Annotated in this window: 24 protein-coding genes; 13 read left to right on the plus strand and 11 right to left on the minus strand. The window is 70.6% G+C overall.

Annotated features, from left to right (window positions below):
- Positions 1-41 precede the first annotated feature (41 nt).
- Entirely contained in the window at positions 42-356 is a 315-nt protein-coding gene (locus I6N91_RS16990; RefSeq protein WP_233091301.1) for a metallopeptidase family protein, read from the minus strand.
- A gap of 282 nt (positions 357-638) precedes the next feature.
- Between I6N91_RS16990 and I6N91_RS01495 the strand changes: the two genes are divergently transcribed.
- The 4 genes from I6N91_RS01495 to I6N91_RS01510 all read left to right on the plus strand — a co-directional run bounded on the left by I6N91_RS01495 (position 639) and on the right by I6N91_RS01510 (position 4,220).
- Positions 639-1,022, plus strand: coding sequence for a DUF3499 domain-containing protein (locus I6N91_RS01495; protein WP_198810129.1), 384 nt, complete (start codon positions 639-641; stop codon positions 1,020-1,022).
- Positions 1,023-1,109: 87 nt separating this feature from the next.
- Positions 1,110-1,319: a hypothetical protein gene (locus I6N91_RS01500; RefSeq protein WP_198810130.1), complete on the plus strand. Its 210-nt coding sequence runs from the start codon at positions 1,110-1,112 to the stop codon at positions 1,317-1,319.
- An 8-nt stretch (positions 1,320-1,327) separates the two neighbouring features.
- The gene (gene ahcY / locus I6N91_RS01505; protein WP_198810131.1) at positions 1,328-2,827 is read left to right on the plus strand and encodes an adenosylhomocysteinase; all 1,500 of its coding nucleotides are present in this window, start codon (positions 1,328-1,330) and stop codon (positions 2,825-2,827) included.
- A 112-nt stretch (positions 2,828-2,939) separates the two neighbouring features.
- Positions 2,940-4,220, plus strand: coding sequence for an Ig-like domain-containing protein (locus I6N91_RS01510; protein WP_198810132.1), 1,281 nt, complete (start codon positions 2,940-2,942; stop codon positions 4,218-4,220).
- 28 nt (positions 4,221-4,248) lie between these two features.
- Here the strand turns inward: I6N91_RS01510 and I6N91_RS01515 are convergent, their stop codons facing one another.
- Positions 4,249-5,052 (minus strand): RDD family protein, encoded by an 804-nt coding sequence (locus tag I6N91_RS01515; RefSeq protein ID WP_198810133.1) that lies wholly within the window; start codon positions 5,050-5,052, stop codon positions 4,249-4,251.
- A 75-nt stretch (positions 5,053-5,127) separates the two neighbouring features.
- Between I6N91_RS01515 and I6N91_RS01520 the strand changes: the two genes are divergently transcribed.
- The 4 genes from I6N91_RS01520 (at position 5,128) to I6N91_RS01535 (ending at position 8,449) form a co-directional block, all read left to right on the plus strand.
- Positions 5,128-6,120, plus strand: a complete 993-nt coding sequence (locus tag I6N91_RS01520) for a stage II sporulation protein M (protein ID WP_198810134.1) — start codon at positions 5,128-5,130, stop codon at positions 6,118-6,120.
- Between the two features lie 108 nt (positions 6,121-6,228).
- On the plus strand, positions 6,229-7,692 hold the full coding sequence (locus I6N91_RS01525) for a TIGR01906 family membrane protein (protein ID WP_307843193.1): 1,464 nt from the start codon (positions 6,229-6,231) through the stop codon (positions 7,690-7,692).
- A 158-nt stretch (positions 7,693-7,850) separates the two neighbouring features.
- Entirely contained in the window at positions 7,851-8,267 is a 417-nt protein-coding gene (locus tag I6N91_RS01530) for a VOC family protein (RefSeq protein WP_198810135.1), read from the plus strand.
- Between the two features lie 2 nt (positions 8,268-8,269).
- A complete protein-coding gene (locus I6N91_RS01535; protein ID WP_198810136.1) occupies positions 8,270-8,449 on the plus strand; it encodes a VOC family protein in 180 nt (59 codons plus the stop codon).
- A gap of 88 nt (positions 8,450-8,537) precedes the next feature.
- On the opposite strand, the gene I6N91_RS01540 is transcribed toward I6N91_RS01535, so the two are convergent.
- From I6N91_RS01540 to I6N91_RS01565, 6 genes are all read right to left on the minus strand, one after another.
- Positions 8,538-8,852, minus strand: a complete 315-nt coding sequence (locus tag I6N91_RS01540; protein ID WP_198810137.1) for a DUF6510 family protein — start codon at positions 8,850-8,852, stop codon at positions 8,538-8,540.
- On the minus strand, positions 8,849-9,580 hold the full coding sequence (locus tag I6N91_RS01545; RefSeq protein ID WP_198810138.1) for an FAD-binding oxidoreductase: 732 nt from the start codon (positions 9,578-9,580) through the stop codon (positions 8,849-8,851). Before I6N91_RS01545 ends, I6N91_RS01540 begins: the two co-directional genes overlap by 4 nt.
- Positions 9,577-10,170, minus strand: coding sequence for a sulfite oxidase-like oxidoreductase (locus I6N91_RS01550; protein WP_198810139.1), 594 nt, complete (start codon positions 10,168-10,170; stop codon positions 9,577-9,579). The genes I6N91_RS01545 and I6N91_RS01550 overlap by 4 nt, the downstream gene beginning before the upstream one ends.
- Before the next feature lie 300 nt (positions 10,171-10,470).
- A complete protein-coding gene (locus tag I6N91_RS01555) occupies positions 10,471-11,112 on the minus strand; it encodes a phosphoribosyltransferase (protein WP_198810140.1) in 642 nt (213 codons plus the stop codon).
- 141 nt (positions 11,113-11,253) lie between these two features.
- Positions 11,254-12,882, minus strand: coding sequence for a dolichyl-phosphate-mannose--protein mannosyltransferase (locus tag I6N91_RS01560; RefSeq protein WP_198810141.1), 1,629 nt, complete (start codon positions 12,880-12,882; stop codon positions 11,254-11,256).
- Positions 12,883-12,925: 43 nt separating this feature from the next.
- A complete protein-coding gene (locus I6N91_RS01565; RefSeq protein ID WP_120166921.1) occupies positions 12,926-13,837 on the minus strand; it encodes a cation diffusion facilitator family transporter in 912 nt (303 codons plus the stop codon).
- Positions 13,838-14,008: 171 nt separating this feature from the next.
- Between I6N91_RS01565 and I6N91_RS01570 the strand changes: the two genes are divergently transcribed.
- The 3 genes from I6N91_RS01570 (at position 14,009) to I6N91_RS01580 (ending at position 17,454) form a co-directional block, all read left to right on the plus strand.
- On the plus strand, positions 14,009-14,782 hold the full coding sequence (locus I6N91_RS01570; RefSeq protein WP_374058885.1) for a glycosidase: 774 nt from the start codon (positions 14,009-14,011) through the stop codon (positions 14,780-14,782).
- A 185-nt stretch (positions 14,783-14,967) separates the two neighbouring features.
- Positions 14,968-15,789, plus strand: coding sequence for a 16S rRNA (cytidine(1402)-2'-O)-methyltransferase (gene rsmI / locus I6N91_RS01575; protein ID WP_307843200.1), 822 nt, complete (start codon positions 14,968-14,970; stop codon positions 15,787-15,789).
- Between the two features lie 183 nt (positions 15,790-15,972).
- Positions 15,973-17,454 (plus strand): NAD-dependent succinate-semialdehyde dehydrogenase, encoded by a 1,482-nt coding sequence (locus I6N91_RS01580; protein ID WP_198810142.1) that lies wholly within the window; start codon positions 15,973-15,975, stop codon positions 17,452-17,454.
- Positions 17,455-17,506: 52 nt separating this feature from the next.
- On the opposite strand, the gene I6N91_RS01585 is transcribed toward I6N91_RS01580, so the two are convergent.
- Genes I6N91_RS01585 through I6N91_RS01595 form a run of 3 tightly spaced genes read right to left on the minus strand, consistent with a single transcriptional unit; the run spans position 17,507 to position 22,426 of the window.
- On the minus strand, positions 17,507-19,867 hold the full coding sequence (locus tag I6N91_RS01585; RefSeq protein ID WP_198810143.1) for a DUF3488 and transglutaminase-like domain-containing protein: 2,361 nt from the start codon (positions 19,865-19,867) through the stop codon (positions 17,507-17,509).
- Complete coding sequence (locus I6N91_RS01590) at positions 19,864-21,426, minus strand: DUF58 domain-containing protein (protein ID WP_233091352.1); 1,563 nt, start codon at positions 21,424-21,426, stop codon at positions 19,864-19,866. The genes I6N91_RS01585 and I6N91_RS01590 overlap by 4 nt, the downstream gene beginning before the upstream one ends.
- Complete coding sequence (locus I6N91_RS01595; RefSeq protein WP_198810144.1) at positions 21,395-22,426, minus strand: MoxR family ATPase; 1,032 nt, start codon at positions 22,424-22,426, stop codon at positions 21,395-21,397. Before I6N91_RS01595 ends, I6N91_RS01590 begins: the two co-directional genes overlap by 32 nt.
- Positions 22,427-22,610: 184 nt before the next feature.
- Between I6N91_RS01595 and I6N91_RS01600 the strand changes: the two genes are divergently transcribed.
- The gene (locus tag I6N91_RS01600; RefSeq protein WP_198810145.1) at positions 22,611-23,591 is read left to right on the plus strand and encodes a TatD family hydrolase; all 981 of its coding nucleotides are present in this window, start codon (positions 22,611-22,613) and stop codon (positions 23,589-23,591) included.
- 392 nt (positions 23,592-23,983) lie between these two features.
- The gene (locus I6N91_RS17335) at positions 23,984-25,156 is read left to right on the plus strand and encodes a resuscitation-promoting factor (RefSeq protein ID WP_198810146.1); all 1,173 of its coding nucleotides are present in this window, start codon (positions 23,984-23,986) and stop codon (positions 25,154-25,156) included.
- The last annotated feature ends 15 nt before the right edge of the window (positions 25,157-25,171 follow it).

Raw genomic sequence — 25,171 nt, forward strand, 5'->3', positions numbered from 1 at the left:
GCGGCGCCGGACCGGCGGCCGGCGCGGGAAAGCGCAGCCGGTCAGGCCTGGGAGCGCCCGTAGGCGGGGTCAACGGCCTCCGGCGCCATCCCGAGCAGCTCAGCGGCCTGCTCGACGACGACATCGTGCACCAGCTCGTTGACCGGCATCACGCCCTTGGCCGCCATCTCCACCGGGTGGCGGTAAACGGTGATCGCTGCCGGGCGGCCCGGCGCGGCCGGGGTCGCGGAGCCGAGCAGGTCCCGTATCTTCTCCCGGGTCATGTCCTCAAGCCCGTCGGGGATCTCCTGGACAATGATCTGAAGGTCCTGGATCCGCTCGCCCCAGAGCCGTTCAAGGCGCTGGGCCGATTCCATCACCCAGTCGTCAAACCGCTCCGCCCTCGTCCGGAAGCCCGGCAGATGCGACCCAATCAGGTCCCCCCGAAGGCCTCTACCACGCCGGTTTCTGCGGCGCTCGAAATAGGAGCGGCCCCCACGGGGCCCCGCCGCCTCGGCGCCGGAGAGGTTAACCGAAAATGTTGAAGCATCCCGCATGGTAGAACTGTATGCCCATCGCACCATCGATGCATCCATCCGGGTTCCCGCCGCGGCGGTGCTCCCGGAGTTTCACCCAGGCAGCGGGTAGGCTTGCCGATCGTGGGATCCCTCCGAACATGCTCTCGTTCCGCGTGCCAGCGCCCTGCCTTCGCCACGCTCACCTATGTCTATGCCGACTCGACGGCCGTGCTCGGGCCGCTGGCGACCTATGCGGAGCCGCACTGCTACGACCTGTGCGCCCAGCACGCCGAAACCCTGACGGTGCCCCGCGGCTGGGAAGTGGTCCACCTGATGCTTCCCTCGACACCCCCCGGGCCGAACCCCGACGACCTGCTCGCCCTGGCCGACGCCGTCCGCGAGGCCGGCGTCGACCGCGCCCCCGAGCCCGGGCAGGTCACCCAGCGCTCGAGCAGGACCCCCATCGAGCCGCCCGCCGAGGGCGCCGGACCGCGCCGCGGACACCTGCGCATCCTCAAGGAATAAGCGCACCTCCTGAGGGTTTCCCGCCTCCACCGGCCCGGCGGTAGGCTGGAGGAAGGCCTCCACCCCTTCTCCAGAAAGCTCACTTCCATGGCACATCTGTCCAAGCAGCTGCTCGAAGTGCTGCGCTGCCCGGTCACCGGAGCCGCACTGGTGGAGCAGGACGGCGTCCTGGTCGCCGGGGAGTCCGGCCCCGACGGGCTCCGGCGCAACTACCGCCTTGAGGAAGGCATCCCGGTGCTCCTTGCCTCCGAAGCACAGACAGCGGCATCCGATGCCGCCCATCCCGGCACACGATGAGGAACCCCATGACCTTCGATTACAAGATCGCCGACATCTCCCTCGCTGAGGCCGGCCGGCACCAGATCCGCCTGGCCGAACACGAGATGCCCGGGCTGATGGCGCTGCGCCGCGAGTACGCCGATTCGCAGCCGCTCAAGGGGGCGCGCATCGCCGGCTCCCTGCACATGACCGTGCAGACGGCCGTCCTCATCGAGACCCTCACCGCGCTCGGCGCCGAGGTTCGCTGGGCCTCCTGCAACATCTTCTCCACCCAGGACGAGGCGGCGGCCGCGGTCGTCGTGGGGTCCGGAACCGTGAACGAGCCGGCGGGCGTGCCCGTGTTCGCCTGGAAGAACGAGACCCTCGAGGAATACTGGTGGACCGCGGCCCAGATCCTCACCTGGCCCGGCTCGGCCGAGGGCCTCGGTCCGAACATGATCCTCGACGACGGCGGCGACGCCACCATGCTCGTGCACAAGGGCGCCGAGTTCGAGGCCGCCGGCGCCGTCCCGGCGAACCCGGCCGAGAACGACGTCGACTACTCCCACGAGTACACCGTGTTCCTCGACGTGCTGCGCAGCACCATCGACACCGAGCCCGGGAAGTGGACCGCGATTGCCGCCGGCATCAAGGGCGTCACCGAAGAGACGACGACCGGCGTGCACCGCCTGTACCAGCTGGCGGCACAGGGCAAGCTGTTGTTCCCGGCGATCAACGTCAACGACTCCGTGACCAAGTCGAAGTTCGACAACAAGTACGGCATCCGGCACTCGCTGCCCGACGGCCTCAACCGCGCCACCGACGTGCTCATCGGCGGCAAGGTCGCCGTCGTGTGCGGATACGGAGACGTCGGCAAGGGCGCAGCCGAGGCCCTGCGCGGCCAGGGTGCGCGCGTGATCGTCACCGAGATCGACCCGATCTGCGCGCTGCAGGCCGCCATGGACGGCTACCAGGTGGCCAAGCTCGAATCGGTGCTGGCGCAGGGTGACATCTTCATCACCACCACCGGCAACAAGGACGTCATCATGGCCTCCCACATGGCGGGCATGAAGCACCAGGCCATCGTCGGGAATATCGGCCACTTCGACAACGAGATCGACATCGCCGGCCTCGCGAAGGTTCCCGGGATCACCCGGATCGAGATCAAGCCCCAGGTCCACGAATGGGTCTTCCCGGAGGACGCCGCCGCGGGCACCGGGGCGCACTCGATCATTATGCTCTCCGAGGGGCGCCTGCTGAACCTCGGCAACGCCACCGGTCACCCCTCCTTCGTCATGAGCAACTCCTTCGCCAACCAGACCATCGCGCAGATCGAACTGTTCACCAAGTGGGAGCTTTCCGACGCCGAGGGCTCGCCGGTCTACGACAAGCAGGTCTACGTGCTGCCGAAGATCCTCGACGAGAAGGTTGCCCGGCTCCACCTCGACGCCCTGGGTGTCGAACTGACGGAGCTGACGAAGGCGCAGGCCGAATACCTCGACCTCGACGCAGCGGGTCCGTACAAGACCGACCAGTACCGGTACTGAGGCTGCCGCCACGCCGATCGTTGGCGGTTCGTAACCGTTCCTGCCCGGCGCGGCGGGTCCCGGCACGTAAAATCGCACTTCGGCAGCATTCTTCAAGGAACGGGTTGGGCGTATGACGCAGTCAGCTGGGCAGGGCGGATCGGGCCGGCGCGCAGGGAAGGCCGTGGCGATCGCCGTCGCCGGCCTCCTCGTCGTCGGCGGGGGGATCGGACTGGCGGTCGCCTCGCCCTGGGACGGTTCCCCCAGCGAGGCCGGGCAGGGCCCGTCCGAGCCGGCCGGCCCGAGTTCCACCCCTGCCGCGCCCGCGCCGACCACCGCACCCCCGGCCCGGGACGTCACGGTGAACGCGGTGCCGGCCGACGGCGCCGCCGCCGTCAATCCGGTGACCATGGCCGAGGTCAGCGCACGCAACGGCAGGATTTCCGACGTCACCCTGCAGCCGGTCACCGGCGGCGCCCCGGTCGGCGGGACCCTCTCGGCGGACGGCACCAGGTGGACCGCGGGGGAGCGGCTGGCGTTCAACACCCAGTACGCGTTCACCTATACGGTGAGCGACGCCTCCGGAGGCAGGACGACGCGCGAGCAGACCTTCTCCACCGTCGAACCGGCCAACGAAGCCGACGCCGCCCTCTACCCGCTCGACGGAACCACCGTGGGGACCGGCCAGCCGCTGGAGATCAACTTCAGCGAGCCCGTGGTCAACAAGGACGCGGTCGAGAAGGCCATCAAGGTCACGAGCACCAGCGGGCAGCCCGGCGCGTTCTACTGGCTCACCGACACCAAGGTGCGCTACCGGCCCCAGGAGTTCTGGGCACCCAACAGCACCATCACCGTGGACATGAAACTCTTCGGTGTCGACTTCGGCAACGCCATGATCGGAAACTTCGACCGGACGTTCACGGTGAAGACCCACGACACCCGCCTTGCGGTCGTCGATGACAAAACCAAGACCATGAACGTCTATATCGGCGGGAAGCTGCAGCGCACCTTCCCGGTCACCCTCGGCACCCCTGAATGGCCCTCCACCGTGGGCTACCACGTGGTGATGGAGAAGTACGAGTCGACGAAGTTCACTGCGGAGTCCATCGGGCTCAAGCCCGGCGACGAAGCCTACTACCCGCCCACGGTGGTCAAGCACGCCAGCCGGCTGAGCAACGGCGGCGCCTTCGTCCACGAGGCGCTGCCCGCCGCGCAGGTGGCCCTGGGGCAGGTCAATGTCTCCCACGGCTGCGTCGGAATGTCCCCGGAAGGGGCGAAGTACTTCTACGACAACTTCGGCCCCGGGGACGTTGTGCAGATCCTCAACACCAACTACGGCCCGATGTATGTCCACGACGGTTTCGGTGACTGGAACCTGTCCTGGGAGGACTACGTGAACGGGACCCGGCAGTAGCACCGGTCCGCCCCGCCGGCCCGGCGGGTTACCGGCTGAAGGGAAGCCGGTGCAGCCGTTCGGCCGTCGAACCGACGGCCTCCTTCTGGCGGAGCATGCGGGAATGGTCCCGCCCGCGGCGGGTGGCGGCCACCGCGGCCAGGAAGTCCTCCGGATGGGTGCCCCGCGGCGGGGCCGGCGCGACGGCGGTGCCGACCTCACTGGCCAGCTCGACGGCGAGGGCCGCCCGCGACTGGGGGGTGAGGCGGGGTGCCTGCGCCAGGAATTGGGAGACCCTGCGGGCCAGCGGATCGGGGAGCCGCCCGATATCCGCGGTCGACGCCCAGGCCTGGAGGTGGTGCGGCACTTCCGGCACCGCACGCGGCTTCACGACCACCCGCTCACGCAGCGCGTACGTCCCGGCCAGCAGGTCCCCGAGCCGCTTCGAGCGTTCGTTGAACAGCGCCACGACGAAGGCGAGCGAGCCGACCAGCAGGTAAATCTCAAGCACCGCGAGCATGCCGCGGATAAATGCGTGCCGGAACCGGATGGCGCCGCCGTCGTCGCGCACGATTCGCAGCCCGAGCATCACCCGGCCCAGAGACCTGCCCCGGGTGAGGGTTTCGATGGTGACCGGCAGGATCAGGAACACCAGGATGACCAGCACCAGCGTCAGGGTCCGGGTCAGCGCCGAATCGAAGACGCCGTCGAGGGTGCTCCCCACGAGGAACATGATCCCGAAGAGCACCACGATCTGGGCGACGGTATCGATGATCGAGCTAAGGGCGCGGGCGGCGAAGCCCGCCGAGCGCAGCTCGAGGACTACGGCCTCGCCGGTCACCACTGAATCCACTGACGTTCCCCCTTCGCACCACCGGCTGTCCCGGGCTCCACCCTATCCTCCAGCCCGCGCTATAGGGTGGGCAGCATGGACGTCGACGCCTTCAGCGAAGTGCACCGCCCCGACTGGGAGCGGCTCGATGAGCTGGTGCGGCGCCGCAGCCTCACCGGCGCGGAGGCGGACGAACTGCTGGTGCTGTACCAGCGCGTTTCGACCCACCTGTCGATGATCCGTTCCGTCGCCCCGGAGGGGGAACTGTCGGGCGCCCTGTCGATGCGCCTGTCGCGGGCGCGGACCCGCTTCAGCGGCGCCCGCTCCCACTTCCTCGAAGACATCGCGCTGTTCTTCGTCGTCTCGCTCCCCGCCGCGTTCTACCGGGTGCGCTGGCTCACCGTCGTCGTGGGGGTGCTGTTCACCGCCGTCGCCTGGGCGTACGGGGCGTGGGTGGTGAACACGCCGGGGGTTATCGCGGCCCTCGGCACCGACGAGGACCTGCGCCGGTTCGTCGAGGAGGACTTCATCGACTACTACTCGGAGAACCCGGCGGCGTCCTTCGCCGGCCTGGTGTGGACCAACAACGCCTGGATCGCCCTCCAGGCGGTCGCCTTCGGGGTCACCGGGATCTGGCCACCGATCATCCTGTACCAGAACGCGCAGTCCATCGGTCTCGTCGGCGGGATGATGGCGGCCTTCGACAAGCTCGACGTGTTCTTCCTCTACATCCTTCCCCACGGGTTAATGGAGGTGACGGCCATCTTCATCGCCACGGCCGCGGGCCTGAGGATCTTTTGGGCCTGGGTGTCGCCGGGACGGCGGACCCGGGTGGCAGCGCTGTCCGAGGAGGGGCGGTCCCTCATCACAGTCGCCCTCGGACTCGTCCTCGTCCTGTTCGTCTCGGGCCTCGTCGAAGGCTTCGTCACCCCCAGCGGGCTGCCGCACTGGGCGCGCCTGGGGATCGGACTCCTCGTCCTCGCCGCGTACTGGGCGTACACCCTGATCCTCGGCCGGCGCGTCGTCCGGGCCGGGGCCACCGGAGATCTTGCGGCCCTTGACCGGGGAGGGGCGGCGCGCACGGCGTAAGGAACGCCGTGCGGGGCTCCTCTTCCGGGTGCACGGGGGTGCGGCCCGGTAGTCTCGAAGGGGAAAGCCGCGACGCGGCGGAGTAAGGCAAAACAAGGAGACATCCCAGTGGCTGAGACCGACGGAACCGGCACCGAGCAGGACCACCAGGGGCGTGCCCCGGAGTCCGCCCCGGCTCCCATCGCCCAGCGCAACTCGCTGCCCATGCGGAGGGCGAGCACCATGCCCGATGTGTCCAGGTATGTCCCCGCGGGGGCGTCCGACAGCGAGTGGCACGGCTCCGCGGCGTCGGCCGCGGCCCAGGCGCCGACGCAATCCGCTCCACGCGGTGCAACTGCCGTCGATCCGGTGCCGACCGGTGACCCCGCGGCTGAACCGACTGCCACCGACCCGGCACCGACCGACGACGCTGCGGCTGAACCGACTGCCACCGACCCGGCACCGACCGGGTCGGGCCCGGCAGCGCCCGCCGAGGGGGAACAGGGGCCGCAGGCGCCGGCGTCCGGCCTCGAAGGGGCAGGCACAGCCAGGGACTCTGAACCAGCCAGGGACTCTGAACCAGCCACGGACTCTCAACCAGCCACCGCCGCGCTGCCGGTCAGCGATGTTCCGCGGCAGGAACCGGCGTCGGGCGGGACCGTCGCCGAGGACACGTCCGCCGCCGGGGCCACCGCCGTCGGCGCCTCCGTCGGGGAGGCCGAAGGGCTACGGACCCCGAGCGGCGGAAAGGACGCGCGCCGCGAGCCGGAGAACGAACCGGATTCCGACACCGGGGCGCTGCTGCTGCGCCCGTCCGAGCAGGAGGTCCGGCGGCGCGCCCTCGAACGGGAACACGCCGTGGCCGCCAAGCCGGCTCTCGCACGGTTCCTGCAGGTGGTTGTCGCCGCAATCTTCCCGATCGTGGTGCTGGCCGGCGCGGTCCGGGCCGTCACCTCTTCCTTCTTCCTCTGGGCCGAATACCACCGCCCGGGCTTTCCCGCCGACGAGTTCGGCTTTTCCACCCAGGACCGCCTGACCTACGGGTCTTACGCGCTCGACTACGTCCTCAACTTCGCCCCTGCCCGCTACCTGGGCGGGCTGGTCAACCCCGGCGGACAGCAGCTGTTCCTCGACAGCGAGGTCAGCCACATGGCCGACGTCAAAGCCGTACTTCAGCTGTCCTTCGCCGCCGCGTTCGTGCTGCTGGTGATCGCCATCGCCGCATGTGCCTACCTTGCCCGCCGGTACAAGGGCGGAATCCGCAGGGCGCTGTTCTCGGGTGCAGTGCTGACCCTGGTCCTCATCGTGGTCCTTGCCGTGTCGGCGGTGCTGGCCTGGGAGGTCTTTTTCGCAACAGTCCACTCGGTGTTCTTCGCCGACGGCACCTGGACCTTTAGGGTGGACGACACCCTGATCCGGCTCTTCCCCGAGCAGTTCTGGACCGACGCGGCCGCCACCGTGGGCTTCCTGGTGCTCGCGGCGACGCTGCTGACCCTGGTGCTCACCTGGCCCACGCGGCGGCGCCGGGAAAGTTCACAGGCCGCCCAGGACGAGCTGCAGGCCCGGCACCGCGCCGCACTGTCCGGCTCCTAGGCATCCGCGTCCGCAGGGTCCCGCCTTCCGGCAGGAGCACTGCGGAAATCTCCCCCGACCTACCGCGCCGCCGTCCCGGGGCCCATAATCGGTGCTGTACCAGGAGCAGCACACCGATTCGAACCGCCAAGCAGCACCGACCTTGAGGAGGAAGCGCGATGACCACACGCCTTAACCCATATCTTGGGTTCCGCGATACGGCGAGGGAAGCGATGGAGTTCTACCATTCGGTATTCGGCGGTGAGCTCACCCTGAGCACCTTCGGCGACTTCCAGGCGAGCGAGGACCCTGCGGAGCAGGACAAGATCATGCACGGAATGCTTGAGACCGAGGGCGGATTGGTGCTGATGGGGGCCGATACTCCGAACAGCATGGATTACAGCGTGGGCACCAACTACTCGGTTTCGCTGAGCGGCACCGACGAGGCCGAACTGCGCGGGTACTGGGACAAGCTCATCGACGGCGGCACGGTGACGCTGCCGCTCGAACGGGCACCCTGGGGCGACAGTTTCGGCATGTGCAGCGACAGGTTCGGCGTCAGCTGGCTGGTCAATATCGGCGCGCCCGAATCCTGAGGATGGCAAGCCGCATCGCCGTCGTCGCTATTGACGCCGCCGATCCGCGGGCCGTCGCCGCGTTTTGGACGGCGGCTCTCGGCTGGCAGGTGACCGGGGAGGAAGAGGGCATCATCAGAGTAGACCCGGCACGGACCCGCCGCCCAGCCGCGGGAACGTGCGGCGGGCCCGCGGGACCATAGGTCATGCCGGGCCGCGGCGCCGGCCGTCGAAACGTCCGACGCTCCGGCCCGGTTCCCACAGCGGTCCCGCCGGTCGGGTCTCCGCCGATCAGTCCCGCTGGATGCTCAGGTAGCTCAACCCGCGCAGGTCGAGGACCGTCCGTCCCCCCGCCTCGGTCAGCCGCAGCAGCACCGATCCGCACCCCCTGCACCGGGCGGTCATCCCCGGGGCGTGGGCATAGACCCGGGTCGTGGCCAGCACGCCCGTCATCCCGCAGTTCTCGCACCGGCCTTCGGCCACGGTGAGATCCCCTGCAGAGAATTCGGAGAGCGGTCCCGCGAGGGCGTTTCCATCGAGGCAGTCCTGCCCGTCGGCCTCCGCCCCGGTGCCGCCGGCCAACCCATCGTCAAGTCCAAGGCTCATGATCCGTCTCCTGTTCCACCGTAGCGTTCGGTCTTGATGCGGCCCTCCGTGTATCCGGCGTCAACGAGCCAGGCCGCCACCGCTTCGACAAAGCCCGTGGCACCGCAGATGAACACGGCCGGGTCGGCTTCGGGCGGCAGGATCCGTGGCATCAGCGTGGCGGGGGAGAGCCGCCCCACGGGCTCCCCGGCGGGCGCCTCCCGGGTGTAGACGTATTCCACCGGCAGGGGCGGCGAGGAGGCCTCGAGTTTTTCGAGTTCCCCGCGGTAGATGATGCTCGAGGGCCCACGGACCGAATAGAGGAGCTGCATCGGCGCAGTACTGCCTGCAGCGCGGTGGGAGCGCACCATGGCCATCAGGGGCACCACCCCGGAGCCTCCGCCGATGAGCTGCACCGGGGAGGTGTCAGAGGGCTGCCATACGAACCAGCCGCCGACGGGCCCCCGCATCTCCACCTGGTCGCCTACCGTCAGGTCGCGGACGAGGTACGGGGAGACCTCGCCGTCCTCCAGCTCCTCAACGGTGATTTCAAGGCCGGTCGGCGGCAGCGTCCCGGCCACGGAGTACGACCGCACGGCGGTGTACCCGTCGGGGGCCGTGAGCCGGATGTCGACGTGCTGGCCGCCGATGCTGCTGACCGGTTCGGGGAACTGGAGGGCGAGGGTCCGTGCGGTGGCCGTCTCGAACCGGGCCTCGACGACGTCGGCGGTCCTCCAGGTGCGGCTCACCAGTACCGTTCCTCGAGCCAGGGATCGCCGTGGAGGTTGTAGCCGTTGGTCTCCCAGAAGCCCGGGTCGTTTCGGTCCATCATCCTCAGTCCCCGGACCCACTTGGCGCTCTTCCAGAAGTAGAGGTGGGGGACGAGCAGCCGTGCGGGGCCGCCGTGGGCGGGCTGGAGATCCTCGCCGTCGAACTGGTGGACGATCCACGCCTTGCCGTTGAGGATGTCCTCCATCGGCAGGTTCGTGGTGTAGCCGCCGTAGCTGGAGAACATTGTGTAGGGGTGGGAGGTGTCAACGTCCTGGAAGAAGGTGTCCATGGACACCCCCTTCCAGCGCGTGCCGAACTTCGACCAACTGGTCACGCAGTGGATGTCGACGGTGAATTCCTCCTGCGGCAGGTTCTGGAAGTCGTCCCAGGACCATGAGTGCTTCTGCCCGGCCTCGGTGGTGAGCTGGAACTCCCACTCGGCGGTGTCGATCCTCGGCGTCGGACCGGCGGAGAGGACCGGAAAGCTTTCGGTCAGGTACTGCCCGGGCGGCAGACCGGGCTGGTCCTTGTTCCTGCGCCCCCGAAACCCTGATGAGATGATGCCCATGTGTTCCTCCAATCGGATGCGGAGCCCTGCCGTCGGAACGGACAGGCCTCCTCCCGGGAGCCCTGAACGCTTCGCCGAGCGGTAGGGGTTGCGCCTCGTGGCTCGTTCTATCACTTCGCCGGGGCAATGGAAAGAACAAGTCCCTTTCGTGTCAGCGCCCACCGGCCCGCCCGGCGCATCCGACGACGACGGGCGGGCCGGGGACGACGCGCGCACCCGAAGGCGACGGGCGCACCCGAAAGCGACGGGCGCGGCCGATAAAGCGGGCCGGTTTGTCGCGATGGGACGTTTTCGGTGGCCTCAGTCCGGCCGGCCGGCGGCCGCAGCGTCGAGCAGGGAGATGACCTCGGCTTCCTCAACGGGGGAGAAGTCGCCGTAGTGCTCGCCGACGGACCGGAAGCGGTGGGGGGCCGCGAGGAACACGTGGGCGTCGGCCTCGGGGATGCGGGCGGCGGCATCGAACGGCGCGACCGGTGCCGCCAGGATGACCCGGGCGGCATTGAGACCGCGCGCCACCCTGCACGCCACCCGGGCGGTGGCGCCCGTGGCGACGCCGTCGTCGACCACCACCGCCGTGCGCCCGGTGAGGTCGATGCGTGCGCGTCCCCGCCGCAGCAGGGCCGTGCGTGCCTGGAGGACGGATCGTTCCCGTTCCTCGACGGCCCGCAGCTCCTCGTCGCTCACGCGGGCGCGCTGGATCACGCGTTCCTCAAGGACGCGGATGCCGTCTTCGCCGATCGCCCCCATGGCCAGTTCGGGCTGGGAGGGCACTCCGAGCTTGCGCACCACCACCACATCCAGCGGCGCCCGCAGGGCCGCCGCGACCTCCGCCGCCACTGGCACCCCGCCGCGCGGCAGGCCGAGGACCACCACCGGGCCCTGAAGATCGGTCAGCCGCCCGGCGAGCTGCCGGCCCGCATCGATCCGGTCCCGAAAGAGCATTCTTCCCACCCCCGCCCGTCGTCCCCGTGCCCTGTTCCTCTGCCCGGCCCTGTTCCCGTGCCGGTGTGCTTGTGCCGGCAGGCAGCGCCGCTGCCGGCCCTTACAGTATCCGCCGGTGCGCGCCGCCCCGGGAGTGCAGGCTCAGATCCAGCGAGGGAACCACATGCGCTGCCGCCACTGCTCGTAGGGAATCACGTCGGCGGTCCAGATCGGCAGGAAGTAGGCGGAGACGAGGACCGCCGCGGCAAGGAACGCGCCGACGAGCAGGACGCCGACGCGCCGGCGCCGCAGGGAGTCCGACGGCCCGCCCAGCACCAGGCCCAGGCAGTAGACCAGGGCGAGGATGAGGAAGGGTTCGAAGGCGACGGCGTAGAAGTAGAACATGGTGCGGTCGGGGTACAGGAACCACGGCAGGTAGCCTGCGGCGGCGCCCACGAGGACCGCCGCGGCCCGCCAGTCCCTGCTGCGGATCCAGACCGCCAGCAGGATGAGCAGGGCGAGGGCCGAACTCCACCAGATCAGCGGATTGCCCAGCACCGTGACCGCCTGCGAGCACGCCTCTGCGCCGCAGCCGGTCGGCTTTTCGTAGAAGAACGAGGTGGGGCGGCCGAGGATCAGCCACAGTCCCGCAGGGGCCTCATACGGGTGGTCCGAGGCGAGGCCCTGGTGGAACGAGTAGGCGCTGCGGTGGTATTCGGCCAGCGATCTCAGGGCAGGGGGCACCCAGTCCCACTGCGCGGAAGGGTTGGCTGCGGCCCACTGGCGGTCGTAGGCGTCCCGGGAGGCGAACCACCCCGACCAGGTGGCGACGTAGGTCAGCGCGGCCAGCGGCACGATCGACGCGAACGCCTGCAGGCCGTCCTTCAGCACGGCCCCGCTGGCCCACCGCCGGATCCCGGCGACGCGCCGCGCACCCAGGTCCCACGCCACGGTGAGGAGCCCGAACGCGGCGATGTAGGGAAGGGCCGACCACTTCGTTCCGAGGGCCAGGCCGAGGCAGATCCCGGCCGCGATGCGCCAGGGGCGGAGCCCGAGCCACGGGCCGAACCGCAGGTGGGCGTCGGATGGCGGGCCACCCGTGCGGTCGGCCACGGCCGCCAGCCGGCGCGCCAGGCGCCTCCGGCCCTGCTCCCGGTCCAGCAGCAGCGCGGCGAAGGCCAGCAGCAGCCAGAACATCAGGAAGATGTCAAGGAGTGATGTGCGCGAGTGCACCAGATGGTGGCCGTCGACGGCGAGGAGCAGCCCGGCCACCGCCCCCAGGACGGGAGAGCCAAGGAGGCGCCCCGCGACGAGGGCCAGCAGGAGGATCGAGAGGGTACCGACCAGCGCCGCCGAGAAACGCCACCCGAACGGGTTGCCGGGGCCGAAGAGCAGCAGGCCGCCGGCGATCATCCACTTGCCCAGCGGCGGGTGCACCACGTAGTCGGCGGTCGGAAGGATGACTGAAGGATCCCCGGCGTTGAAGGAATCGTTGGCGTCCTCGGGCCACTCCCGTTCATAGCCGGAAAGCAGCAGCGAGTAGGCGTCCTTGACGTAGTAGGTCTCGTCGAAGACGAGGCTGCCCGGATCGCCGAGGCGGACGAAGCGCAGCACCCCGCCCAGGACGGCCAGGGCCACCGGCAGCAGCCAGGCCAGCACGCCCCCCGGCGCCGGCGCACCGAGGAGCCGGGCCCGCAGCGCCTGCTCGGTGAAGGCCGCCCGCGGGGAGGCCACCCACCGGCGCGATCCCGGCAGGGACTTCCCGGGTTCCAGGACGGCGGCGTGGCTCACCCTGCCATGCTACCGGGGCGCATCGTTTCCGCCGGGCGCTCTCCTAGTGGGCGAGGCCCTCTTCGTGGAGGCGGTGGCTCGCCGGTTCGATCTGGAAGGTGCTGTGCTCGATGCTGAGGTCGAAGTGCTGCCCGACGCACACCTGCAGCTGGTCGAGGACCTTGTGCGCGTTACCGCTGGTGTAGCACTCGTCCTCCACCACGACGTGGGCGGTCAGGACCGGCAGGCCCGTGGCGATCTGCGTGATGTGCAGGTCGTGGACGTCGGTGACGAAGGCAAGGTTGGAAATATGGGCGCGTACCGCGTCCGGGTCGATGCCTGCGGGCGTCGATTCGAGCAGGACGCTGACCGTCTGGCGCAGCAGGCGGATGGTGCGGGGAACGATCAGCGCCCCGATCAGCAGGGCCACCAGCGCATCGGCGCGCACCCAGCCGGTCAGGGTGATGATGACGGCGGCGATGATCACGGCCACTGACCCCAGCGCGTCGTTGAGCACTTCGAGGAAGGCGGCGCGGAGGTTGAAGTTCGCTGAGCGGTGGCGTGCCAGCACCGCCAGCGCCGCAATGTTGCCGGCCAGGCCGATGGCGCCGAAGACGATCAGTTCGGGCCCGGCGACGGGGGTCGGCTCGATGAGCCGGCGGACGCCCTCGATGAGCACGTAGAGCCCGACGGCGAGGAGCAGGCCCGCCTGGGCCATGGCCGCGACAACCTCGGCCCGGCGGAAGCCCCAGGTGCGCCGTGCGGTGGCCGGCCGCAGGGCCAGGGTGGCCGCCGCCAGCGCGAGGGAGAGCCCGGCGGCGTCGGTGAAGACGTGGGCCGAGTCGAAGAGCAGGGCCAGGCTGCCCGTCAGGGCGGCGCCGATGACCTGGAGAATGAAGACGGCCACCGTGATCGCCAGCGCGGCGGCCAGCGGCCCGCGGTGCGTGGAGTCGTGTCCGTGGTGGTGGTTCCCCATGCGCCAAGGGTACCGTGCCCCACACGCGCCGGAGGAACCCGCTACGGGGAAAGTCAGCCGTCTGGTCAGCTATTGGACCGATGCCGCGGACGTCACTTAGCGTTGACACTGACGGAATGCGGCACCGGCTCCGCGTTGCCGGGTGTAAAGACGAACCCATGGAGGGCGATTGTGAAGACGAAGGCGCAGGACGGCACCACCCAGAGGCTGAAGGCCGTACTCGATGTCCTTGCCGACCGGGCGCTGGGGGCCGCCGGCGGCCCCGGCTCCGCCGTGCTGGCCGAGGCCATCGCCCGGGTGCCCCTGAACGAGCGTGAAAGCGAGCTGCTCAGCGGCGGCGTCCCGCGGGGATTCAAGACCCTGACGACGGCCTCGGCGAAGCTCGTCAAGGCGGGCTGGATGGTCAAGGGCCGCAGCGGCTGGACCATCACCGAGGAAGGACTCCGGGCGACGGTTGCCTTCCCCGACGAGGAATCCTTCGCCTCGGCCCTCGCCGCCGGCACGCCCGTGCCCGCGGACACCCCGCTTCCCGCGGCCTCCGGAACGGCGGGCTCCGCGGACGGCGCAGCGGAGGAAACCGGTGGCGGTGCCCCGGCGGCGGAGGCTGAAGGCAGCGGACCCACCTCCGCGGCGGACCAGCACCCCGGCCAGCCGGCGGCCGTCGCGATCGCGGGCAACTTCGGCTCCCACCTCGGGGCGGCCGAGGACTGGGCCCCGCACTTCGATGAGGTGCAGATGGTGTTCGATCAGGACGAGTCGGTCTGGAAGATCACCACCGACCTTCCCGCGGGCGCCTACTCCTACAAGGTGGCCATCGACCGCTCCTGGGTGGAGAACTACGGCGCCTTCGGCGTGCGGGACGGTTCGGACCACGAGCTGCACCACCCCGGCGGGCAGGTCACCTTCCGCTACGACCACGACACGAAGGACATCAGCACCACCTGAACGCCAGACACCCCGGAAGCGGGGCCGGGCCGCAGCGCAGGGGCTACCCTTGAGTAGTGAATGAACCCGCAGGAAATGCCCCGGAACCCGGCCCCGACGACGCCGCAGGATCGGGGGCGGACACCGCCCGGCCGGCCTTCGCCGCCTACCGGGGAACCGCCGGCGACGGCGGAACCCGCGGCCGGGTGGTGCTGGCAGGAACCCCGATCGGCAATATGGGGGACGCGACCGAACGGCTCGTCGGGCTGCTGGGCAGCGCCGACGTGGTTGCCGCCGAAGACACCCGCAGGCTCCACCGGCTCGTGCAGGCGCTCGACGTCACCGTAGCCGGGAAGATCGTGAGCTACCACGAGCATAACGAGGCCACCCGCACCGCCGAACTGCTCGAGGAGGTGCGCTCCGGGGCGACCCTCCTGATGGTCACCGACGCCGGCATGCCCTCGGTGTCCGACCCCGGTTACCGCCTGGTGGAGGCCGCAGCGGCCGAAGGGATCGCGGTCACCGCCGCGCCGGGGCCCTCGGCCGTGCTCACGGCCCTGGCGCTCTCCGGGCTTCCCACCGACCGGTTCTGCTTCGAGGGTTTCCTTCCCCGCAAGGCCGGTGAGCGGTCCACCCGGCTCGCCGAACTGGCCGCCGAGCGCCGCACCATGGTCTTCTTCGAGGCCCCGCACCGCCTCGAGGCGATGCTGCGGTCCCTGCGCGCGGCCTTCGGCGGTGACCGGCCGGCGGCGGTGGCCCGCGAACTGACGAAGGTGCACGAGCAGGTCCTCCGCGGGTCCCTGCTGGAGCTCCTCGAATGGGCGCAGGACGGCGAGGTCCGCGGCGAGATCGCCGTCGTCGTCGGCGGGGCCCCCGCCGCGGCGCCCTCCCGCCCCGAGGACCACGTGGCGGCGGTGCACGAACTGGTGGGGAACGGACTCCGCCTCAAGGAGGCAGTGGCCGCCGTCGCCGAGGACGCCCGCGTCAGCAAACGCGAGCTCTACGCCGCCGTCATCGCCTCCCGGTAGCGCCGGCGCGGCGCACCTCACCCGGATCGTAGAGTTTGTGCACCTGAACAACACCTCCGGCATCCTGTGGTGCAACGGAGTCTGGACAGGCCCGGCCGCCCGGCGCTACCGTGAGCGGGAATCCGGGCCGCGTCCACCGCAGCTCCAGTGCCGCTTCCACCCCTTACCGTCGAGGAGTTCATCATGACTGTTACCGTCGAGCGCGAACAGGACCTGCTGGCCCGGGTTCCCACCGGACTGCTGATCGGCGGGCAGTGGCGCGATTCCTCAACCGGCGCCTCCTTCGACATCGAGGACCCCGCGACGGGCAAGACCCTGATCTCGATCGCTGACGCCACCCCGGCCGACGGCGCGGCCGCGCTGGACGCCGCCGTCGCCGCGCAGGAGGACTGGGCCCGGACGGCCCCGCGCGAGCGCGGCGAGATCCTCCGCCGGGCCTTCGAACTCGTGACGGCGCGCGCCGACGACTTCGCGCTGCTGATGACCCTTGAGATGGGCAAGCCCCTCGCCGAGGCCCGCGGGGAGGTCACCTACGGCGCCGAGTTCCTCCGCTGGTTCTCGGAGGAGGCGGTCAGGGCCTCCGGACGGTACTCCATGGCTCCGGACGGCAAGTCCCGGCTGCTCGTCACCAAGAAGCCCGTGGGCCCGTGCCTCTTGATCACGCCCTGGAACTTCCCGCTGGCCATGGCCACCCGCAAGATCGCCCCCGCGGTCGCCGCCGGCTGCACCATGGTGCTCAAGCCCGCGAACCTCACGCCGCTGACCTCCTCCCTGTTCGCCCAGGTGATGGAGGAGGCCGGGCTGCCGGCCGGCGTGCTGAACGTCATCCACACCACCGACGCGCAGGGGGTCACCGGTCCGCTGGTCGAGGATCCGCGCCTGCGCAAGCTCTCCTTCACCGGCTCCACCCCGGTGGGGCGCAGCCTGCTGGCCGCCGCATCCAAGAACGTCCTGCGCACCTCGATGGAACTCGGCGGTAACGCGCCCTTCCTCGTGTTCGAGGACGCCGACCTCGACGCCGCCGTCACCGGCGCGCTGGCGGCGAAGCTGCGCAACATGGGCGAGGCGTGCACCGCCGCGAACCGCTTCCTCGTGCACGAATCGGTTGCCGACGAGTTCGCCGCCCGGCTGGCCGAGCGGATGGCCGGCATGCGGACCGCCCGCGGCACCGAGGACGAATCGAAGCTCGGCCCGCTGATCGACGGCAAGAGCCGGGACAAGGTCCACAGCCTGGTCACCGATGCGCTCGCCGACGGCGCCGAGGCCGTGACCGGCGGCGCGCCGGTCGAGGGCCCCGGCTACTTCTACCAGCCCACGGTCCTGAAGGGAGTGGTCCGGTCCTCCCGCATTCTGAAGGAGGAAATCTTCGGCCCGGTGGCCCCCATCGTCACCTTCTCCACCGAGGACCAGGCGGTACAGCTGGCCAACGACACCGAGTACGGGCTGGTTGCCTACGTCTTCACCCGCGACCTCAACCGGGGCCTGCGCATGGGCGAACGCCTCGACACGGGGATGCTTGGCCTCAACGCCGGAGTCATCTCCAACGCTGCGGCCCCGTTCGGCGGGATCAAGCAGTCAGGGCTCGGCCGGGAGGGCGGCGCCGAGGGGATCGAGGAGTACCTCTACACCCAGTACATCGGCATCGCCGACCCCACCGCCTCCTGACCCACGGACTCCTGACCCGCTGCCTCCTGACCCACCGCCCCGACCGCGGCCGTTACCGGGTCGGACGCAGCAGCGACCGGGGAAGGAACAGGGCCCGCAGCCGGGCCGGCACGCTGCTCTGCTCCCGCAGCGCAGCGGTCACCGCTGTGACGTCGTCCCAGCCGGCCGCCGGTGCGGACACGAGGGCAACTCCCGCCCCGGGGGCCGGGGCCGGCGGGGGACCGGCGTATTCCTCGCGCTCGAAGGCCCGCTGGAGCGTCTCCAGCGAGGCGGCCGCGGGCCCATGAAGGCCGGCCTCGGCCCGCAGCCGCTGCGAGAACGCGCGCGGGGTGTCGGTCGGCAGGGCCGGGTGTCCGTAGTCTCCTGCGATCTCGGTCGTCTGGGCCCAGGCTGCGGCGGCGGCACCGGGTCCCTCGCCGGCGAGCACCCGGCGCCGCCGCGCCGCCGTGCGTGCCGAGCGGATCAGCAGGGGCAGGAGCGCGAGCAGGAGACCCGCGGCCACCGCAATCCCGGCCGCGGCGGCCCGGGACTGGGCAGCGGCCGGATCGGCGGCGCCGGCGGAGGTCTCCTCCGGGTCGGCGGCCGTACCCTGCGGCACGTCCGCAGCGCCGGGGTTGAGGTTGTCGTAGTCGTCGACGCGGACATTGAACGGCGAGGTGATCGTCTGCGCGTAGTCCGGAACGACGCCGCGTGAGGGAGTGGGCTCGAACCGCACCCAGCCGACCCCGTTGAAGTACAGCTCGGGCCAGGCGTGGGCGTTGCGGGAATCCACGGCGAACTCGCGCAGCTCCATGCCGTCGGGCCCGGCCTCCAGGTCGCCCGTCGTGGTGCCCGGGGTGTAGCCGACGGCGACCCTGCTGGGGATGCCCGCGGCCCGCGCCATCACCGCCATCGTGCCGGCGTAGTGGACGCAGTAGCCGGCGCGCGTCTCCAGGAACCGGGCCATCACGCCCATGCTGCTTCCGTCGTAGCCGCCCTCGACGGGCGCGTCCACCGAATAGGTGAAGTCCCGGCTCCGGAGGAAGTTCTGGATGGCGATCGCCTGGTCGTACGGGTTGCGCAGCCGCCCGGTGACCTCTTCGGTGGTCTCGAGCACGATGTGGGGGGTGTCCTCCGGCAGGTCCGTGAAGACCGGGGCCACCGCGCCCTTCGGTGCCGGCCGGATGGCGCTCAGGCGCTCCTCGGTGAGGTCGGGCAGCGTGCTGATCACCTCGTACTCTTGGCGGACCGTGGTGCCGCCGTCGTAGGAGAGGATGCTGAGGTTCTTCGGGTCCCAAGTCCAGCGCCCGTTGAGGCTCGCGACACTGACCGGCGCGTAGGGGGCCAGCAGCCACGGGCTGGTGTAGCTGTCGGTGTTGATCCGCGTGAACGCCGTGGCGCCGAACTCCCCGGCCGAACGGACCGACTCGGAACCCATGCCCTGGAGGCCGGGCTCGCGTTCGTCCCGGCGCTGGTCGGGTTCCCACCGCTGCCCGGCGAAATCCTCGAGCGTCACAGCCCTCAGGTACACCGGCTCGGGGGAATTCGTGGCATAGGTGACCCGACCGAAACCGGCCGGGTTGCGCAGGTCATTGCCGAGGGTCACCGCCGGATTGAGCCCGGAGGAGCTGCCCCACACGTTCAGCCGGGCACCCTGCGGGAAGGCCCCGCTGTTGAACCCGGGAATGGCAAGGGGCAGGAGCACCGTGACGGCCAACGCCGCCGCGCCCACCGCCAGGCCGCGCCCGAGGTATCCCGTGGAACCCGTTTCCGCCGAGGCTGCCAGGAGGCCTTCACGCCACTGCGCGCAGCCCAGGAGCAGCAGGTAGGCGGCCACGGTCAGGAGGAACGGCACCATCCCGACGCCCAGCGGCTTCACCACCGCCGGAACCACCATCAGGGCCAGCAGGCCGATGCCGCTGACCGCGGGCATCCGCAGGGTGGTGGCGAGGGTGTCGACGGCGATGGCGATCAAGCCGATGGCCGCGCAGGTCACCAAAAAGATGCCCGCCCCGGGGAGGACCGGCGCCGCCTGCGAGGTGACCGTGTCCTCGGCGTGGTTGAGGAGGATCTGCAGCTGGATGCCGGTTCCGGGTCCGGGGATCACCCCGAGGATGCTTTGGTCGGGGACGAACCGTGAGGTCAGGCAGCCGCCCAGGGTCAGCAGGCCCGCGAGGAGGGTCACCAGCCCGGGCAGCCGCAGGGTCCGCGCCAGCGACATGGCGATCATCACGGGCAGCACGGTGTTGAACACCGGCCCGAACCAGGTCCAGGGCTCGATGACGCCGTTGAGGCTGGTGGACGCGGCAAGTACGCCGGTACCCACCGCTGCGCTGACCGCCCAGTGCGCGTAGTCGGGACGGGACGGGCCCGTGGCGGTGGTGCCGGGGGCCTGCCGGGAGTCGGCCACGGGGCGTTCGAGCGTCGCTGTCACCGGAGACCTTCCTGGGGGGTGGAGGTGCGCGGGCCGGCCGGGGCGGTCGGCGCGGAGTGGCCGAGGCCCGCCCAGACGGCCGGCATGTCGGCGCGCGGGGAGGCGGCGGCCGCATGCCAGCCGGCCGTGCGGAGGATGTCGATCTGGGCGGCGGCCTCGGCCGGCCGGTCGACGACCACGAGGGCCAGGGCCGCCGATCCATAGCCGGAGGCGGTGGCGAGGCTCCGTGCCTCCTCGGGGGTGAGCAGTCCGAGGACGGCGATCAGCGGGCCCCGGTGCCGGGTGGACGCGAGCCGGTCGAGCAGGTCGTCGCCGAAGGGGGAGCCGGGGTCGTGCTGGTGAGGGTCCTCCCGGCGTGAACCGCGGCCGGGCGGCACCGCCTCTGAGGATCCTGCCTGGCTGCTTCCGCTGCGCCGCTGCGCCGGCCGGCGGGCGGGGCCGGCCCCCGCAGCGGTGCTCCCGCTGCGCCGGCCGCCGTCGTGGGTGGGGCCGAGCGCCGCAAGCCCCTCGGCGATGGCGGCCAGTGCGCCGGGGCCCTGGAATTCCTCATCCCCCGGGAAGGGAGCTGAGGGGGAGCGCAGCAGGGCGGGGGCCCCGTGGTGGTCAAGGAACCGCAGCGCGTAGCTGCGCTCCAGCAGGTGCGCGCTGATCGACACCGCCGCCGTCACGGCCCATTCAAAGGCCGGGATCGTGTTGATGCCCGCCCCGCCGTGGCCGGAATCGGCGCCGAACACGGCGTTGAAGCCGTAGCTGAAACTCGACTGCCGCTGGTCCATCAGGAGCGTGGCCTCGGGCGTAGTCACCGATTCCTCCTGCCGCACCATCAGCTCGTTGTGGCGGGCCGTGGCGGCCCAGTGCACGCGGCGCATCGAATCCCCGTGCCGGTACTCGCGCGTCATCACGTCATCGTCGCTGGGGTTCGCCTGGCGGCGGGTGGCGGCCGTGCCGTCGGTGCCCCGCGATCCGGAGAGCGGGGCGGCCACGAGATCCAGCGGCGCCGGGGTCACCACGAGGGAATCGGGATGGCCGAGGAGGTGCCGCGAGGTGCCCAGCCCGAAGGGGTCGGTGAACTGCGCGGTCACCGGGCCGATGTCGAAGAGGCCGCGGGTTGAGGACCGGAGGCGGTACTCATAGAGGCTTACCCCGTCGCGCGTCGGATTGCGGGAGGGGAAGGTGAACTGCGGGGCGCGCCCGAAGCGTGGCGGCACGTGTTCCTCCATGGTGACCGGGGGCCCCGGCGGGCCGTTGGAAGCCACGGCCAGGGAGACGGTGGTCGTGGAGCCGGTTTCCATGGTGGAGGGGGCGAAGCTGCGTTCGATGATGAACCGCGGCTTGATCAGCCGCAGCATCAGCACCGACAGGGCCGGAAGGCAGGCAAGGAAGACCCCCACGTAGAGCAGGTCGCGGCGGCCCAGGATCTGCGCGGCCAGCAGCGCCACACCGCCCGCGATCACGAAGCCCCACCCGCGCTGGGTCAGGACGTTCGTGGGGAGTCGGTCGAGCAGCGCCATGGCCGGCCGGAACCCGTCAGCGGCCCCGGGTCCCGGCCCCGCGCGCATCACGCGGAACCGGCACCTTCGACAGCACGTTCTCGACGACGGAGGCGGCGGTTTCCCCTGCGCTCGCGGCCCGCCGGTCGAGCATCAGGCGGTGGGCGAGGACGGGCCCGGCCATGGCCGTGATGTCATCGGGAAGGACGAAGTCCCGGCCCTCGAGGGCCGCGGTGGCCTTGGCCGCGCGGAGCAGCTGAAGCAGGGCCCGCGGGCTGGCCCCCAGCCGCAGCCGCTGGTGGGAGCGGGTCGCAGCGCCCAGGGCCACCGTGTACTCCTTCACCACGGGGGAGACGTAGACGGTGCGCACGGAGGCCATCATGGCCGCGATGCCCGCGGCCGTGGTGGAGGGCCGGACCGCCGCCAGGGGCGAGAGGGACTGATGGGTTTCGAGCATCTCGATCTCGGAGCGGGCGTCGGGGTAGCCCATGGAGATGCGGGCCATGAAGCGGTCCCGCTGGGCCTCCGGCAGCGGGTACGTCCCCTCCATCTCGATGGGGTTCTGGGTGGCGACGACCATGAACGGATCACCCAGGGCGTGGGTGCGCCCGTCGACGGTGACCTGGTGTTCCTCCATGCACTCAAGCAGCGCCGACTGGGTCTTGGCCGAGGCCCGGTTGATCTCGTCGCCGATCACGATGTTCGCGAACACCGGGCCGGGCCGGAACTCGAAGCGGCGCGAATCCTGGTTGTAGATCGACACCCCGGTGACGTCCGAGGGCAGCAGGTCCGGGGTGAACTGGATGCGGTTCACGGTGCAGTCGATGGTGCGCGCGAGGGTCTTGGCCAGCATCGTCTTGCCGACCCCCGGCACGTCCTCGAGCAGCAGGTGTCCCTGCGCCAGCAGCACCGTCAGGGCCAGCCGCGCCGCATCGGGTTTGCCGTCGATCACCGTATTGATCGAGTCGAGAATCCCCGACGCCACCGCGGCAAAGGACTCAACCGCCGGGTCCTGCCCCGCCGTGCCTGGCAGGTGGGAATCCTCGACGGTCGTGTTCTGGACGTCCATGGGTGCCTTCCGCGCTTCGGCAGCTACGGGTCGGAGTCCGGCGGAGAGCGGCCGGATAATACGACGCGCAGGCGATGACCTCGGCGACCGCCACGGTGGGCGTGCTTTGGCTGACTAGATACTTAGATTACTAGGTCAACCTCCCGCGCGGGTGGAAAGTTCCCGGGCTGGATAGGCTGGGGCCATGAGCAACAGTTCCGCGTACTCAGCAGGCTCCATCCCCGGGCCCTACCGGCCGGTCGGCGGGCCCGATGACACCTCCGATGACGGCCCCGGTTCCGGTCCGGCCCCGGTGAGGGCACGGAAGTCGGAGGGCGATGGGGGCCAGCGCCGGAAACTCGACTATCCGCCGCTGCCCGAACCGCTGCCGGTTCCGGTGATCGACAACCACACCCACCTCGACTTCAGCGACGGGCTGGTCGAGGTCAGCCTGCGCGCGGCCCTGGACGCGGCGGAGGCCGCGGGGGTGGCCGGGGTGGTCCAGGTGGGCTCGGACCTCGAGTCCTCACGCTTCACCGTGAAGGCCGTCGACGCCGATCCGCGGATCCTCGGCGCCGTGGCCCTCCACCCGAACGACGCGCCGAAACTCGCAGCCGAGGGTTCGCTCGAGGAGGCGCTCCAGGAGATCGAGCAGCTCGCGGCGCACCCGCGCATCCGGGCCATCGGCGAGACCGGCCTCGACTACTTCCGCACCCCCCAGGAGGGCATCGAGCGCCAGCGCTACTCCTTCCGGCGCCACCTCGACATCGCCAAGCGCCTCGGCCTGGCCCTGCAGATCCACGACCGGGACGCCCACGACGACGTCGTGGCCACCGTCCTCGAGGAGGGCGCGCCGGAGCGGGTGGTGCTCCACTGCTTCTCCGGTGACGCGGCCCTGGCCCGGATCTGCAACGAGAACGGCTGGTACATGTCCTTCGCCGGCACCGTCACGTTCAAGAACGCCGGCAACCTCCGGGAGGCCCTGGCCATCGCCGACCCCTCGCTGATCCTCGCCGAGACGGACTCCCCGTTCCTCACCCCGCACCCGTACCGGGGCCAGCCGAACGCGTCCTACGTGGTGCCGTACACCGTGCGGGCCATGGCGGAGGTGCTCGGCGCCGACCTTGAGGAGCTGTGCGGGCGGATCCGAGCGAATTCCACCGCCGTCTACGGCTCCTGGGACTGACCGGCTCCTGGGACTGATCGGTTCCTGGGATTAGTCGGTTCCCACGATTGATCGGTTCCCACGATTAACCGGTCCTGGCCGATCGCGGCCGTCCGGCGGGACGCAGAGCGGAACGCAGGCGGGACCGGTGGGACGGATGGAACGCAAGGGTTTGGAGTTAAAGTCACGGCACGGTTACGGTTAGCACCTGTTAGCCGGGGTCGGGGAAGGCATTCGGACTAACACCGCCTGCGGCGTCGCTACCGGCGGAGCACCAGTGCTCCGCCGCCGCCTCCGCAGGCACCTCCAGCAGCTCCGGGCCGTCCGCGTGCCCGGTGGTAATCCGTGCGCCCTGCGCTGTCTGCAGGCTCCGGTTCCCGCGCTGCGATTCCCCGTGCCCGGAGACTTCGTACATGGGGGACCCGGTGGGGAAAAGGGTGCGCAGGCACTGGCTGAAGCGGACGGGCCAGACGGTGGTGATGATGAGCCTCGTCTCGGGGCTTGTCGCCTTCGTCGGCAACGGCAAGCAGGTCGAACTCACCGTCGAGGGCCGCACCTCGACGGTGCAGACCTACGGCGGCACGGTCGAGGAGATCCTGGCCAAGGCCGGGGTGCCGCTGGGCCCGCACGACGACGTCGTCCCCGCCCGCACGGCGGAAATTCTCGACGGCGCCGCGATCGAGGTGCGCAGGGCGCAGGAGATCGACCTGATCCTCGACGGTGTCCGCTCGACGCACCCCACCACGGTGAAGACCATCGGCGACCTGCTGGCCGAGCTGGGACTGGCCCGCACCGCGGCGGTGTCGCTGCCTCCGGCCACCGAACTCTCAGCAGTGGATTCGGCCATCACCGTCCGGACCCAGAAAAGGGTGGCCCTCACCGTGGGCGGAACCACCTCGGTGCGCACCACCTCGGCCGTCTGGCTCCCGGAGCTGCTCGCGGAGGCGAAGATTACCCTCGGTGCGGAGGACCGCATCTCCGTTCCGGCCTCCACCGCCGTCATCGACGGGCTCGGCGTGAAGATCACCCGCATCACGAGCAAGGCCACCCGCACGTTCACCGAACCCATCCCCTTCGAAAGCGTCGAGACCGAGGACCCTGGGCTTCCCCGCGGGGAGCGGAAGGTCACCGTCGCGGGCGTCGACGGTGAGCGCACCAGCGTCTATGCCGTCCGCCTCGAGGACGGCAAAGAGGTCTCCCGCCGGCTGCTCAGCCGGAAGGTCACCCGGGAACCGGTCCACGAGGAGATCGCCGTCGGAACCCGCCCCGCCGCCAAACCCCGGCCGGAGACAGCCCCCGCGAAGGAGGTCGGCCGGCCCGCCGGGGGACCGGCCCCACAGGGGAACGTCTGGGCCGCGCTGGCCGAGTGCGAGTCCGGGGGAAACTGGTCGATCAATTCCGGCAACGGCTACTACGGCGGCCTGCAGTTCAGCAGGTCGAGCTGGCTGGGCGCCGGCGGTGGCAAATACGCACCGCTGCCGCACCTTGCCACCCCGGCCGAGCAGATCGCCACGGCCGAGGTGCTTAAGGGCAACGGCGGCTGGGGCCACTGGCCCTCCTGCGCCTCGAAGCTCGGCCTGCGCTGAGCCCCGGACGCGCCC

Source organism: Arthrobacter sp. MSA 4-2 (genome assembly GCF_016405885.1).
Lineage (GTDB): Bacteria > Actinomycetota > Actinomycetes > Actinomycetales > Micrococcaceae > Arthrobacter_D.

What these genes read in the sequence shown, in the direction of transcription:
- I6N91_RS16990 (WP_233091301.1), bottom strand. Translation starts at nt 356, where the DNA reads ATGGAATCGGCCCAGCGCCTTGAACGGCTCTGGGGCGAGCGGATCCAG.
- I6N91_RS01500 (WP_198810130.1), top strand. Translation starts at nt 1,110, where the DNA reads ATGGCACATCTGTCCAAGCAGCTGCTCGAAGTGCTGCGCTGCCCGGTC.
- ahcY (WP_198810131.1), top strand. Translation starts at nt 1,328, where the DNA reads ATGACCTTCGATTACAAGATCGCCGACATCTCCCTCGCTGAGGCCGGC.
- I6N91_RS01510 (WP_198810132.1), top strand. Translation starts at nt 2,940, where the DNA reads ATGACGCAGTCAGCTGGGCAGGGCGGATCGGGCCGGCGCGCAGGGAAG.
- I6N91_RS01520 (WP_198810134.1), top strand. Translation starts at nt 5,128, where the DNA reads ATGGACGTCGACGCCTTCAGCGAAGTGCACCGCCCCGACTGGGAGCGG.
- I6N91_RS01530 (WP_198810135.1), top strand. Translation starts at nt 7,851, where the DNA reads ATGACCACACGCCTTAACCCATATCTTGGGTTCCGCGATACGGCGAGG.
- I6N91_RS01535 (WP_198810136.1), top strand. Translation starts at nt 8,270, where the DNA reads ATGGCAAGCCGCATCGCCGTCGTCGCTATTGACGCCGCCGATCCGCGG.
- I6N91_RS01540 (WP_198810137.1), bottom strand. Translation starts at nt 8,852, where the DNA reads ATGAGCCTTGGACTTGACGATGGGTTGGCCGGCGGCACCGGGGCGGAG.
- I6N91_RS01550 (WP_198810139.1), bottom strand. Translation starts at nt 10,170, where the DNA reads ATGGGCATCATCTCATCAGGGTTTCGGGGGCGCAGGAACAAGGACCAG.
- I6N91_RS01555 (WP_198810140.1), bottom strand. Translation starts at nt 11,112, where the DNA reads ATGCTCTTTCGGGACCGGATCGATGCGGGCCGGCAGCTCGCCGGGCGG.
- I6N91_RS01565 (WP_120166921.1), bottom strand. Translation starts at nt 13,837, where the DNA reads ATGGGGAACCACCACCACGGACACGACTCCACGCACCGCGGGCCGCTG.
- I6N91_RS01580 (WP_198810142.1), top strand. Translation starts at nt 15,973, where the DNA reads ATGACTGTTACCGTCGAGCGCGAACAGGACCTGCTGGCCCGGGTTCCC.
- I6N91_RS01590 (WP_233091352.1), bottom strand. Translation starts at nt 21,426, where the DNA reads ATGCGCGCGGGGCCGGGACCCGGGGCCGCTGACGGGTTCCGGCCGGCC.
- I6N91_RS01595 (WP_198810144.1), bottom strand. Translation starts at nt 22,426, where the DNA reads ATGGACGTCCAGAACACGACCGTCGAGGATTCCCACCTGCCAGGCACG.
- I6N91_RS01600 (WP_198810145.1), top strand. Translation starts at nt 22,611, where the DNA reads ATGAGCAACAGTTCCGCGTACTCAGCAGGCTCCATCCCCGGGCCCTAC.
- I6N91_RS17335 (WP_198810146.1), top strand. Translation starts at nt 23,984, where the DNA reads ATGGGGGACCCGGTGGGGAAAAGGGTGCGCAGGCACTGGCTGAAGCGG.